General features: G+C 63.5%; 10 protein-coding genes. 6 read left to right on the top strand and 4 right to left on the bottom strand.

From position 1 onward, the window contains the following. The first annotated feature begins 202 nt into the window (after positions 1-202). Together SMD10_RS03010 and SMD10_RS03015 are read left to right on the top strand one after the other, a co-directional pair. The gene (locus SMD10_RS03010; protein ID WP_331684152.1) at positions 203-901 is read left to right on the top strand and encodes a cyclic nucleotide-binding domain-containing protein; all 699 of its coding nucleotides are present in this window, start codon (positions 203-205) and stop codon (positions 899-901) included. A gap of 235 nt (positions 902-1,136) precedes the next feature. Further along, entirely contained in the window at positions 1,137-2,030 is an 894-nt protein-coding gene (locus SMD10_RS03015; protein ID WP_331684153.1) for a helix-turn-helix domain-containing protein, read from the top strand. 102 nt (positions 2,031-2,132) lie between these two features. Here SMD10_RS03015 and SMD10_RS03020 read toward each other — a convergent pair whose 3' ends face one another. After that, positions 2,133-4,292, bottom strand: coding sequence for a TonB-dependent siderophore receptor (locus SMD10_RS03020; protein WP_432757170.1), 2,160 nt, complete (start codon positions 4,290-4,292; stop codon positions 2,133-2,135). Between the two features lie 347 nt (positions 4,293-4,639). Between SMD10_RS03020 and SMD10_RS03025 the strand changes: the two genes are divergently transcribed. The 4 genes from SMD10_RS03025 to SMD10_RS03040 all read left to right on the top strand — a co-directional run bounded on the left by SMD10_RS03025 (position 4,640) and on the right by SMD10_RS03040 (position 8,527). Then, positions 4,640-5,641 (top strand): iron-siderophore ABC transporter substrate-binding protein, encoded by a 1,002-nt coding sequence (locus SMD10_RS03025; protein WP_331684155.1) that lies wholly within the window; start codon positions 4,640-4,642, stop codon positions 5,639-5,641. After that, positions 5,638-6,681, top strand: coding sequence for a FecCD family ABC transporter permease (locus SMD10_RS03030; protein ID WP_331684156.1), 1,044 nt, complete (start codon positions 5,638-5,640; stop codon positions 6,679-6,681). Before SMD10_RS03025 ends, SMD10_RS03030 begins: the two co-directional genes overlap by 4 nt. Before the next feature lie 68 nt (positions 6,682-6,749). Beyond that, positions 6,750-7,718 (top strand): FecCD family ABC transporter permease, encoded by a 969-nt coding sequence (locus SMD10_RS03035; RefSeq protein WP_432757171.1) that lies wholly within the window; start codon positions 6,750-6,752, stop codon positions 7,716-7,718. Then, positions 7,715-8,527, top strand: a complete 813-nt coding sequence (locus SMD10_RS03040) for an ABC transporter ATP-binding protein (protein ID WP_331684158.1) — start codon at positions 7,715-7,717, stop codon at positions 8,525-8,527. The genes SMD10_RS03035 and SMD10_RS03040 overlap by 4 nt, the downstream gene beginning before the upstream one ends. A gap of 49 nt (positions 8,528-8,576) precedes the next feature. Here the strand turns inward: SMD10_RS03040 and SMD10_RS03045 are convergent, their stop codons facing one another. From SMD10_RS03045 to SMD10_RS03055, 3 genes are all read right to left on the bottom strand, one after another. Further along, positions 8,577-9,842 carry an O-antigen ligase family protein gene (locus SMD10_RS03045; protein WP_331684159.1) on the bottom strand — a complete coding sequence of 422 codons (1,266 nt, stop codon included), beginning with the start codon at positions 9,840-9,842 and terminating at the stop codon, positions 8,577-8,579. Between the two features lie 81 nt (positions 9,843-9,923). After that, on the bottom strand, positions 9,924-11,195 hold the full coding sequence (locus SMD10_RS03050; RefSeq protein WP_331684160.1) for a polysaccharide biosynthesis/export family protein: 1,272 nt from the start codon (positions 11,193-11,195) through the stop codon (positions 9,924-9,926). A 116-nt stretch (positions 11,196-11,311) separates the two neighbouring features. Next, on the bottom strand, positions 11,312-12,007 hold the full coding sequence (locus SMD10_RS03055) for a sugar transferase (RefSeq protein WP_331684161.1): 696 nt from the start codon (positions 12,005-12,007) through the stop codon (positions 11,312-11,314). Positions 12,008-12,193: the final 186 nt, after the last annotated feature.

A 12,193-nucleotide genomic window follows, 5' to 3' on the forward strand; every position in this document is an offset into this window, starting at 1 on the left:
GTTGCTCCTTTAGAGCCACTCTATATTTGTTCCAGATCAACCAAATCGCCGTAAGTCCCTCCAAAAAATACGTGTATTACATTGATCATAACCTCAGATAAAAAATACAATACATCCAAATGATCGAGTTCACTGCTTCAATTGACATTTATCAAGCAAATAATATAACCGCGTCGAGAGACAAAACTGGGAATGCAGCGCGATGCGTCCGGGCGACATAGAGCATGTTCGCGCCCTGAGCCTGTTTCGGGATGTTGCGGAAGATACCTTCGCCATGCTGCTCAAGGCGGGTTTCCTGCAGCGGTTTCCGCCCGGTGTCGTGCTCATTCACGAAAGCGACCCGGCCGACTTCCTCCACATCGTGATGGAGGGCATGGTCGAAATGTTCGCCCATACCGGCGAGCGCGAGACGACGGTGAGCTTCGTCAAGCCCATCGGCACGTTCATCCTGGCGGCGGTGCTGAAGGATCAGGTCTACCTGCAGTCGGCCCGCACGCTGGAGCCGTCGCGCATCCTGATGATCCCGTCGGCCGGCGTGCGCCACGCCATGGAAACCGACCCAGCCTTCATGTCGGCGATCGTCACCGAACTGGCCACCTGCTATCGCACCACCGTCAAGGACCTGAAGAACCAGAAGCTGCGCAGCGGCGCCGAGCGCCTCGCCAACTGGCTGATCCGGCTCGACCTGGAGCAGGGCGAGCGTGGCGAAGCCGAAATCGAGGTGGAAAAGCGCGTGCTCGCCTCGCTTTTGGGCATGACGCCGGAGAACCTCTCGCGCGCCTTCGCGGCGTTGCGCCGCCATGGGGTCGACGTTCAGGGGGCCCACATCGTGATCACCCAGCGGGAAAAGCTGCTCCGCTTCGCCCGGCCCAACCCGCTGATCGACGATTATCGCAGCTGATCGGCCCGGGTCCGTGGCCCGCCGGGATCATGGCAGCGCGCAGAGGCCGGCGGGCGGCTCCCGCTTGCCCCGTCAGGCAAAGATGATAATGCTTGTCATGTTAGGAAAGCATGCAGGGGGTGGTCGTTTGGCGGAAGACCAGAGTCGTAACGCTTGCGGCGGCACGACGGCGTCTCGCGACGCCGCGCCGGGCCGGCCTACGATCCGTCCTGCCTAGCACGAGCGGCTTGGAACAGTGGGCTTTCACCATTCGATGATCAGCCATACCGAGGGCATCCGGCCGGTCGCGCCGGCCAAATGGCGCAGCCTCAACGGGATCATGAGCGTGTTCTGGGACGCCGAAGGCCAGCGCGGCGCCAAGGGCCATTACCTCTCCCCCGATCCGCGCATCATGATCTTCTTCAACGACGTGTCGTCCCATATCCGGATGTCCAACCGCATGGGCGGACTGGAACCGCATTATCGTCCGATGACGCGTGCGATGTATGTCCCCGCCGGCCTTCCCCTGCAGACCAGTTTCGTCTCGATGCATCGCTTTGCCCATCTCGATCTGCATGTGCACAAGGATCGGCTGCTGCGATTCCTGTCGCCCTCGGTGGGAGGGTCGGCCGCCCAGGCGGCGTTGCGCCGGCCGACCGAGATCCAGAACGCCGGCGCGATCGAGACATTGGCCCGTCTGCTCGTCGGCGAACTGTCGAGCCCGTCCAAGCACCCGGTTCATTCGGAAAGCCTTGTGGGCAGCATCGCGACGGCTCTTCTGGATATTCCGGAACCCGATGGCGAGCGGCCCAACGGCCGGCTGACGCAGGCACAGATGAACAAGCTGACCTCGCGCATCAACTCCCGTAGCGACCGCCGTCTGGCCGTCGCCGAAATGGCTGCCACCGTCGGTTTGTCCGAAAGCTGGTTCGCCTGCGTCTTCAAACAGACGACCGGCCAGACGCCGCTGCAATGGCAGCTCGCCAACCGCATCGAACTGGCCAAGAGATTGCTGGCGGACAGCGACCACACCTTGGCGGCGGTCGCCGTCCAACTCGGCTTCGCCGATCAGGCCCATCTGACCAAAGCCTTCCGGCGCATCGTAGGCGAGACGCCGGCGGCATGGCGCCGCAAGCATCGGCCCGCCTGAATGTAGGCTGCTCACCCAAGCGGGGCGGATTATACGGGCTAGCCGATCGACCGCCTTTTAGTCTTTTCCGGTTGGTCTTTTCCGGCGCCTTTTGCGCGATTGTTACCAAGTGTACTTCAGCGTCGCCAACACGCTTCGGCCGTCACCATAATAGGCCGTGTTGCTGTAGGTATCGACTGAGGAGATGTATTCCTTATCGAACAGGTTGGTCGCGTTGACGGCCAGAGTGGCGTTTTCTGTGATCTCATAACTGATCGCCGCATCTATGACCGTGAAGGAGTCGAGCTTGATCGTGTTCTCGTCGTCCGCATACCTTGATCCCATGAACCGCGCCCCCACGCCGAGCACCAGATCGCCGAACATGTTCCAACCCGGAATCGTGTAATCCACCCAGGCCGATGCGATGTGCTCCGGCACAAGCTCGGGACGATTGCCCGTATTGCCCGACACATCCTCCTTGATCTCCGAATCCCAGTAGGAATAGGCGAGCGTCATGTTGAGGTGATCTGCCAGCGCCATCTTACCCTCCAGCTCGACGCCGCGAACGTTGATCTCGCCAACCTGATACTGGTTGTAGCTGGAGTCATACTGCGAGACATTTGTCTGGGTGAGGTCGAAGAGAGCCAGCGTAAAAAGGGCGTCGAGTCCGGCGGGTGTGAATTTCGCGCCCACCTCGTATTGCGTGCCTTCCTGGGGCTTTGCCGAATTCACGAGATAGGCCCGCGATACGCCGAGCGGCTGGAACGACTCCGAATAGTTCGCATAAAGTGAGAGCTGATCGGTCGCTTTGAACGTCAGGCCGAAGCGCTTGGTAAAAGCTTCGTCGGTCGCATCATAAGTTCCTTCATCGGTGTATCCGTACAAGGTCGTATAGTCGTAGATGTAGTCGTCGGCCTGCTCGACCCGGTCGAAGCGGCCGCCGGCCGTGAAGATCCAGCGGTCGTCGACGGTCAGCTCTTCCTGCAGATAGAGGCCGTAGATCGAAATCTCGTTGTTGTCCCGCAGTTGCCAGTATGGGCTGACGCAACCCCGGCCGCAATGGACCGGATCGTAGATGTTGATCTCGTCCGCCGTGCCGTCTTCGCGATTTTCCTTGATTTTGTAGTGCGAATAGTCGGTGCCGAGCAGCGTCCGGCTGTCGAACATCCCGACCGATGCGTCATACTGGAACTGATTGTCCGTGACGAAGCTCTCGGAGCGGCCGTAGATCCCGAGAGACGAGCGACTGATGGTGGAATCCGAGCTCGAAGTCCCGACGGCGCCGGGATAAACCGACTCGTAGGTCATATCGAGGTTCGAATACCGCGCATTCGAGCGGAACTGCAGGCCGTTGCCGAAATCGTGCGCGAACTCGTAGCCGATGTTCCACTCTTCGGTGTCCATATTGTCGAAATCGGACTCGCCGAGATAGGTGTCCGGATCGATGCCCGAGCCGTAGGGGATACCGTGGGAGGTGTTGCCGTCGCGCTTAGTATAGTCGCCCAGGATCGTCAGCGTCGTGGCGTCGGTCGGATTCCAGGTCAGGGCGGGTGCAATATAAAGCCGGTCGTCCTGGGTGAAATCCAAGCCGTTGTCCGCGTCCTGCCATTTTGCCGTGACGCGATAGCTCCAATCGCCGCCTTCGTCGATCGGGCCGCCGAAGTCGGTGCCGGTTTCCACGTGGCCGTTGCCCAGCGTGGTATAGATTTCGCCGAATTTAGTATCCTGAGGTCGCTTGGTGATCGCGTTGACGAGGCCGCCTGGCGCGTTCAGGCCGAACAAGGTCGATGTCGACCCCTTCAGAACCTCGAAGCGCTGCATCCCGTAGGGCTCGACCCGGCTGCCAGTAAAATTCCAGATTCGGATCGGCAGCCCATCGCGATAGGTGCCATAGCTGCCCTCGTAGAAGCCGCGGATGAGATAGAAATCGTAGCGATCATCCGACCCGTAGATGTCGGTGGACACGCTCGACGTATAGGCAAGAGCCTCGTCGAGGTTCTTGACGCCGCGTTTTTCCATCTCCTCTTCGGTCACGATGGAGACAGCGGCCGGAACATCGACGATTGGGGTATCAGTCTTGCTGCCCACCGCCGTACTGTTCGCAACAATCGTATCATCCGGCCCGACGGCACTATCGCCCTGGCCTTCAATGACCACGGTTTCCAGCTCGGTCGTCTCGCTCTGCGCAAAGGAACTGGATGGCAGGACCAAGAGCAACGCCGTGCATGCCAGAAGCGTCGCCTTGCGATCGCCGATCAGCCTCCCTGCGGCATCGCCGTCCATTTTCTGGTTCGTCATGGTCAAGCTCCAGACATTGATACTCGTTGACTGACGGATGGTCGGACAGGTGGCGCGTCGCTGAAGTCTTGGCCGGAAATCGCGATCGGAAGCATTTGCGAGAGCCTGATGCGTACGACGTTACCTTGGGGCGCGGACCGGCGCCGCGACGCCGTCCCTTGGGGAACTCCATTAACTTGAGAAAATTTGTCGGGTATTGTCGATTCCTGCGGTTTTGTCGAAACCCATGGGTAGTTCGCCCATTCATCCACGCAGGCCCGGGCGCTGTCTTGACGCCGATCGCTTAACCTGAAACTGACGATCCACTTTGGAATCTGTGGAGGTGTCGCGCCATGCCGCGGTCCTTTCGTTTCGTCGTTTTGTGGACCACGTTTTGTCTCGCGACCCTGGTCTATGCCGCCGCGGCGAACGCCACCGACCAAGCCACCTATCCCATCGAGATCAGGCATGCCCTCGGGACGACCGTCATCCCGAAGAAGCCCGAGCGGGTCGCGACCGTCGCCTGGGCGAACCATGAAGTCCCGCTGGCGCTCGGGATCGTGCCGGTCGGGTTCGCCGCCGCCAATTTCGGCGACGACGACGGCGACGGGCTGCTTCCATGGGTATCGGAAAAGCTGGCCGACCTGGGCGCCGAGCCGCCGGCCCTGTTCGACGAAACCGACGGCATCGATTTCGAGGCGGTCGCGGCGACCGATCCCGACGTCATCCTGGCCGCCTATTCCGGACTGAGCCAGTCGGACTACGACATGCTCAGCCAGATCGCCCCCGTGGTTGCTTATCCCGATGCGCCCTGGTCCACGGATTGGCGCGACATGATCCGGCTGAACAGCGCCGGATTGGGCATGGTCGCCGACGGCGAGGCGCTGATCGCCGACATCGAGGCCGAGATCGCGCAAGTCAGCGCCAAGCATCCCGAACTGCGAGGCAAGACGGCGCTGTTCGTCAGCCACCTGGATATGACCAATCTGAGCACGGTGAACTTCTATACGGCCAACGACACGCGGGTGAAGTTCTTCGAGGATTTGGGGCTGACGGTGCCGGACGCGGTGAAGGAGGTTTCGACCGGAGGCCTTTTTTCCGGATCGATCAGCGCCGAGCGCATCGACAGGTTCGACGATGTCGACATCGTCGTCACCTACGGCACGCCAGACATGCTGAGCGCTCTGGCCGAGAACCCCCTGCTGGCCAAGATGCCGGCAATCCGAAACGGCGCGGTCGTCACCCTGGGTCGAGACCCGCTCGGCACGGCCGCCAACCCGACCCCGCTTTCGATCCCCTGGGTTCTCGAGGACTACGTCGACCTGCTCGCCGCAGCGGCGCGAAAGTCGGAATGACGATCGGCGCCACCGTGTCGTCCCGTCGACCGCCGCGTTTTCGGAGATCGAACCGCACGCGCATGCTTTGGCTGGTCGCGTTGATCGTTGTCCTGTTGCTGTTGTGCGGCCTGTCCGTCGCGATCGGCACACGCCCGGTGGCGATGAGCGATATCGTCGCCGCGCTGGAGGGCCGGGTCGACACGATCGGTCAGGCGGCCGTGGCCGTGCGGATTCCGCGCACCGTGCTCGCCGTCCTCGCCGGGATGGCGCTCGGGCTCGCCGGAGCGATCATGCAGGGCGTCACCCGCAATCCGCTCGCCGACCCCGGAATTCTCGGCGTCAACATCGGCGCCTCGCTCGCCGTGGTCGTCGGCGTCGTCTGGTTCGATATCGTCTCGGCCTACGCCTATGTCTGGACCGCCATCCTCGGGGCCGGCGTTTCGGCGACATTCGTCTATACGATCGGCTCCATGGGGCGCGGCGGCGCCACGCCGCTCAAGCTGGCGCTGGCCGGAGCTGCGACCACCGTGGCGTTCTCGTCCCTCGTGATCGCCGTGGTGCTCCCCCGCAACGACATTGCAGGCGGCATTCGCCAATGGCAGATCGGCGGCGTCGGCGGCGCGACCTTCGAGGGCATTTCCCACGTGCTGCCGTTTCTCGCAGTCGGCTTCGCCATCAGCCTTCTGTCGGCGCGGGCGCTGAATTTGCTGGCGCTGGGAGAGGACCTGGCGGCCGGTCTTGGCGAGCGCGTTGCCATGGTCCGCGCCGTCTCCGCGCTGGGCGCCATTCTGCTGTGCGGCGCGACCACGGCGGTCTGCGGGCCGATCGGCTTTCTCGGGCTGGTCGTTCCCCATCTCTGCCGCCTGCTGGTCGGCGTCGACCATCGATGGCTGCTGCCGTTTTCCGCGATCTGCGGCGCGGGCCTGCTGCTCGTTGCCGATATCCTCGGCCGCGTGGTCGCGCGGCCTTCCGAGATCGACGTCGGCATCATCACCGCGCTCGTGGGGGCGCCCTTCTTCATCTGGGTTGTCAGGCGCCAGCGGGTCCGCGAATTGTGACGACGTTTTCCCTTCCCATCGAGGCCATCGTCGACAGCCGGCGGCGCGGCACGCGCCGATACCGTCAGGTGGTGGCCGCACTCGTCGCCGTCATGGCCGCGATGTTCGTCCTGACGCTCGTTCTTGGGCAGTCCTTCACGCCGCCCAGCGCGGTGATCCGCGTGCTCATGGGAGAAGACGTGCCGGGGGCGAGCTTCACCGTCGGGCAATTGCGCCTGCCGCGAGCAGTCCTGTCCATCTTGACGGGACTGAGCTTCGGATTGGGCGGCGTGGCCTTCCAACTCATGCTGCGCAATCCGCTTGCCAGTCCCGATATCATCGGCATCAGTTCGGGCGCGAGCACGGCTGCGGTGTTTGCCATCGTCGTGCTGTCGCTGACGGGACCGATCGTTTCGATCTTCGCGGTGGTGGCCGGCCTGGCGGTCGCGCTGCTGGTCTATGGCCTTTCCGTCAAGAATGGGGTCGCCGGGACGCGGCTGATCCTCGTCGGCATCGGCGTATCAAGCATGCTGCAGAGCGCCATCGCCTACATCCTGTCGATCGCGCCGGCCTGGAGCCTGCAGGAGGCGATGCGCTGGCTGACCGGCAGCGTCAACGGCGCACGGCTCGACCAGTCGCTGCTCTTGTCGATCGCGCTCACCGTCTTCGGCGGATTGCTGCTGACGCGGGCGCGCGACCTCGATATGCTGCGCCTGGGCGACGACACGGCCGCGGCCCTGGGCGTGCCAGTCGCCCGCACGCGCGTGACGGTCATCGTCGCGGCGGTCGGCATGATCTCCTTCGCGACGGCGGTGGCGGGGCCGATCGCCTTCGTGGCGTTTCTGTCCGGACCGATCGCCGCCCGCACCGTGGGCCACAACGGCTCGCTGCTGATCCCCGCCGCGCTTATCGGCGCGACCCTCGTGTTGGTCGGCGACTATTGCGGGCAATTCCTGCTGCCTGCCCGCTATCCCGTCGGCGTGATCACCGGCGCGCTGGGCGCGCCCTACCTGCTCTTCCTGATCATCCGGTCGAACCGGACCGGACATTCGCTATGACGACCCGCTCTTTCGACATCAGCGCGCTATCGGCCGGCTATGGCGACGCACTGATCCTGGATGGGATCGACCTCGCGATCCCCACCGGCAAGATCACCGCGATCGTCGGCGCAAACGCCTGCGGCAAGTCCACGCTGCTGCGCACCATGTCGCGGCTGATCACACCCCGATCCGGGCAGGTCCTGCTCGACGGCAAATCGATCCATCGGCTGCCGTCCCGGCAATTGGCACAGACCTTGGGACTGCTTCCCCAATCGCCGACGGCGCCGGAAGGGATCACCGTCGTCGATCTCGTCAGCCGGGGACGGCATCCGCACCAGGGGCTGTTTTCGTTCTGGAGCCGCGCCGACGACGAGGCCGTGGCTGCGGCCCTCGCGGCGACCAGAACCGACAGGCTCGCCGACAAGCCCGTCGACGAGCTTTCGGGCGGACAGCGCCAGCGCGTCTGGATCGCCATGGCGCTGGCGCAGCAGACGGAAATCCTGCTGCTGGACGAGCCAACGACGTTTCTCGACGTCAGCCATCAGATCGACGTGCTGGATCTGCTGACGGATCTCAATCACGAGCGCGGGACGACGATCGTCATGGTGCTGCACGATCTTAATCTGGCGGCCCGCTACGCCGACTATCTGGTGGCGATGGCGAACGGACGCCTACATGTCTTCGGCAAGCCGGAGGACGTTCTGACCGAGCAGACCGTGCGAGAAGTCTTCAGCCTGGAAAGCCGCATCATCACCGACCCGATCTCGGGGCGGCCGATCATGCTTCCCATCGGCCGGCACAAAATGACGGCCGCTCAAGAGATTTGATCGGGGTACGCGCCCCTCGACCATCTCAAGACCGCCCCCCAGCGGGACTTCATCCGGGGCTGAACGCCTCCTCGGGTTCCTCGTCTTCGGCGACGAGACGCCAGGTCGCCTGCGACGTCGCCAGCAGGCCGGCCGCGTAATAGAGAAGAAACGCCCCGATCGTGTAGGGCGGCAGTGTATCGAGTTCGAAGAAGGACCGTACGAGGAGCATCAGACAAAGGCCGACCATCATGTGCGAGACGAGATTGCGGTGGTCGGAGAGCAGTCGCAGGAGATGTCCGCCGAGAATCCACAGCAGCAGCAGGACGAACAGGATCAGGCCGACCGTTCCGAGCTCGACGAGAATTTCGATATAGGTGTCGTGGAAGTGGAAGCCGCTCTTGGCGGTGATGTAGAATTCGTCCCAGAGGCGCTCGGCATCCGGAAAACCGGGCACCCAGAACGCGCGATAGCCGACGCCGAACGTCGGCGCCCGATGCCAGGCGGCCAGACCCTGCGACCAGAGATAGGTTCGCCCCGTCAGCGTCGAATCCTTGCCGAAGGCGCCCAGGATCAGATCGACGAGACCGGCGTTGAGGGCGACGACCATGCCGCCCAAACCGATCACGAGGGCGGAGAAAAACACGATCTTGCGCAGACGCGGCGGAAACAGCAGAGCCGCGGACAGCCCGAAGGTCGTCGCGATCGTCGCCGCGCAGGCAATGATCGAAGTGGCCGATTGCGATGCGACGAGGCACTGCGCGCAGAGGGCGGCGACCGCACAACAGACCAGGAGCCCGAGACCACGCTCGCGCAGAATGATCGCCAGCGCGAAAGCGAAATAGAGCCCGATGGACGCGAACAGGCCAAGCTGGTTCTTGGATTCGAAGGCGCCGACGAAGCTGTAGGTGCCGTCGAGCGCGTCATACTGATAGCTGCCGTATGCCAACGAATAGAGCAGCACGATCGCAACACCGGCCAACATGCCGTAGCTGAAGGTTCTCACGCCCACGGTCCGGGCAGCGATCAGCGCGCACAGCACATGGGTGAAATATTGGACGCCGGCGCGCGCCGTGACCGACGGCGCCGAGGACCAGAACACCGATAGTAGCACGAAGATGCTGAACAGGGCGATCCAGAGAAATCGCCCGGGATGGCCCAGCGACCGCCGGTAGTCGATGAGGATCAGCGGCAGCCAGCACGCATAGTAGAGCAGGATCGAGACTTGGCCGAAGCGGATCGAATAGGCGAAGACGAACACGGAGACGGCCACCGCGACCGTGCCGAACAGCTGGTTGCAATCGGGATCGACGAAACGCGCCTTGGCGATCCTCATGACCGTCCTCGCTGTCTGCCCCGGTGAAGGCCGGCAGCCGACGCGGAGCCGGCCGGCCTAAACGGCGCGATGCAGTCCGCGCTACTGCGCAAGGAGCGGCGCGGCCATGTCGACCTTGACGACGTCGCCGGGCAAAACCGGCGTGTTCTCGTCGGCCGAAATGGTCTTCGTCGCACCGTCGTCCCCGGTCCGGACGATGGCGAAGTCCACCGGTGGTTCGTCTCCGTCGGCGGCGGCCGCCTCCGGCGCATTGGCCAGCGCCTCGCCCATCAGGCTCTGATACATCGCCATCTTGCGGGCGACCTCGGCAAGGCTGGCCTCGGTTTCCTGATGCTGTTGGGCGATTTCGGCGGCGCGGTCGTTCTGCAGATCCGTTGCCGTCTGGTCGGCCTTGCTGATGTCCTGCTTGGCCTGCAGGGACGCGGTTTCCAGATCCAGCACCTGCCCTTGCAGATCGGCAATATTGCGCTCCAGCGACAGCACCCGAGAATTGACGACGAGCCCCTGGTCGGCAAGATTGCCGATGCCGTCGAGATCCTTCCTGGCCAATTCGAGCTGGCGGTTCTGGGTCTCGATCTTCTTCTCCAGCGACTCGATTTCGCTGTTCAACAGCGTCTTCAGGTCCGCCTGCGCCTGAAGCTGCAGCCGCAGGCGATTGGCTCGCGTCTTCATGATCTCGGTCTCGCCTGAGAGCACGGCATCGAGATCGTCGGCACCCTCCGCGATGCCGTCCGGAAGCTCGATCCGATCCCGATCGCTCGCCTCGGCCTCAAGCCGGGCCAGCTTGACGCGCAATCGCGCGCTTTCGTTCTGCAGGACGTCGTAGCTGCCGCGCGCGTTGAGATAGTCGCGCTCGTAGCGTTGGCCCATCTCCGGCGAACGCCGCAGGCCGCCGGCGACGCTCATCGCCTTCAGAACCGTCAGACCGGGGCTGAAGGCGTATTGTCCGGGCGTCTGCACGTCGCCGGAGACGAAGACCGGCCGGAATTCGGCGATCTCGACCGATGCCGCCGGCCGGTCGAGCAGGCCGAACTTCTGCTGCAACTGGTCGGCGACGGCTTCGGCGATCTCGGCCGTCGTCTGGCCGGCGGCCGGCATCTCGCCCAGAAACGGCAACGAGATCGAACCCGACGGCCCGACCGTATAGTCGCCGCTGAGCGTCGACCATTCGCGGGCCTCGCCCTGCGCCGCCTGCCACTCCGCCACGCGGAGATGGAGCTTGTCCATCGCCCCCAGCCGGTACTCGTCCGCCCAGGAGGGGATGGCCCAGCCGGCCGCCACAAGCAGGATGGAGGCCTGCAGACAGGTGAACAAGGTGGCCGCGCCGCGCTGATTGACGTCTCTCGCCATCATCCGCCTTCTCGACAGTTGCAAAGGGAAGCGCAGAGCCGGCCGAGGCCGGCCAACTCCGCGATGATGCCCGGCCTTCGAGGCCGGAACCGCAGCTCGATCCGGACTCCGGTCGAGAGCTAGTAGCAGCCGCGAGAGGTGATCACCGCCGGTACGGTCTTGCAGATGATCACCATGTCGGCGACCATCGACCAGTTCTCGACGTAGTGGCGATCGAAGGCGATGCGCTCGTTGTAGGAGACGTCGTTGCGCCCGCTGATCTGCCACAGTCCGGTCAGGCCTGGACGGGAGCGCAGATAGAAGGCGGCCGACGTGCCGTAGATGTCGAGCTCGTCGGTCACCACCGGACGCGGACCGACGATGCTCATCTCGCCCCGGACGATATTGAGGAGCTGCGGGAGTTCGTCCAGGCTGAGCCGGCGCAGCACGTCGCCGACCCGGGTCACGCGCGGATCGTTCTGCAGCTTGCGCGTCGCGTTCCATTCCTCCTGGGCCTGAGGGTTGGTCGCGAAATGCGCCTGAAGCACCTCCGGGCCATTGGGAACCATGGTCCGAAACTTGAGGCAGCGGAAGGTTCTGCCGTTCTGCCCTACCCGATTGTGGGCAAAAAACACGCTGCCGCCGTCGGACAGCTTCACCAATGCCGCAAGCATCAGCAGCAACGGGCTGAGCAGCGCCAGGGCGGCGATGGCGCCGACGATATCGAACGAGCGTTTGGCGAATCCGCCCAGGGGGCGAATGTCCTCCTTATGGAAGGAGGCGTAGGACGAGGGACTGGAAAGGACTCGTGTAGCCAGTTTCGCAACGGATTTCATGAAGTCGCTCCGCGGGAAGACCACCGGTTAACGCCAAAGGGTATGCGGAATTTGCTGCATCGCAATATCCACCGATTGGGGGGTTTGATAAGGGCGGCTTGTGGTCGAAATCGGGCACAAAACAGCGCGAAGCCCATCCCATGCCCTCGATGGACTCGGTCATAGGACCCGCCGCAAGGGAAACCG

Source organism: Consotaella aegiceratis (assembly GCF_036541425.1).
GTDB lineage: Bacteria > Pseudomonadota > Alphaproteobacteria > Rhizobiales > Rhizobiaceae > Consotaella > Consotaella aegiceratis.

Excerpts from the sequence above, each read along its gene's own strand:
- SMD10_RS03010 (WP_331684152.1), top strand. The coding sequence starts at position 203 with ATGCGTCCGGGCGACATAGAGCATGTTCGCGCCCTGAGCCTGTTTCGG.
- SMD10_RS03020 (WP_432757170.1), bottom strand. The coding sequence starts at position 4,292 with ATGGACGGCGATGCCGCAGGGAGGCTGATCGGCGATCGCAAGGCGACG.
- SMD10_RS03025 (WP_331684155.1), top strand. The coding sequence starts at position 4,640 with ATGCCGCGGTCCTTTCGTTTCGTCGTTTTGTGGACCACGTTTTGTCTC.
- SMD10_RS03030 (WP_331684156.1), top strand. The coding sequence starts at position 5,638 with ATGACGATCGGCGCCACCGTGTCGTCCCGTCGACCGCCGCGTTTTCGG.
- SMD10_RS03040 (WP_331684158.1), top strand. The coding sequence starts at position 7,715 with ATGACGACCCGCTCTTTCGACATCAGCGCGCTATCGGCCGGCTATGGC.
- SMD10_RS03045 (WP_331684159.1), bottom strand. The coding sequence starts at position 9,842 with ATGAGGATCGCCAAGGCGCGTTTCGTCGATCCCGATTGCAACCAGCTG.
- SMD10_RS03050 (WP_331684160.1), bottom strand. The coding sequence starts at position 11,195 with ATGATGGCGAGAGACGTCAATCAGCGCGGCGCGGCCACCTTGTTCACC.
- SMD10_RS03055 (WP_331684161.1), bottom strand. The coding sequence starts at position 12,007 with ATGAAATCCGTTGCGAAACTGGCTACACGAGTCCTTTCCAGTCCCTCG.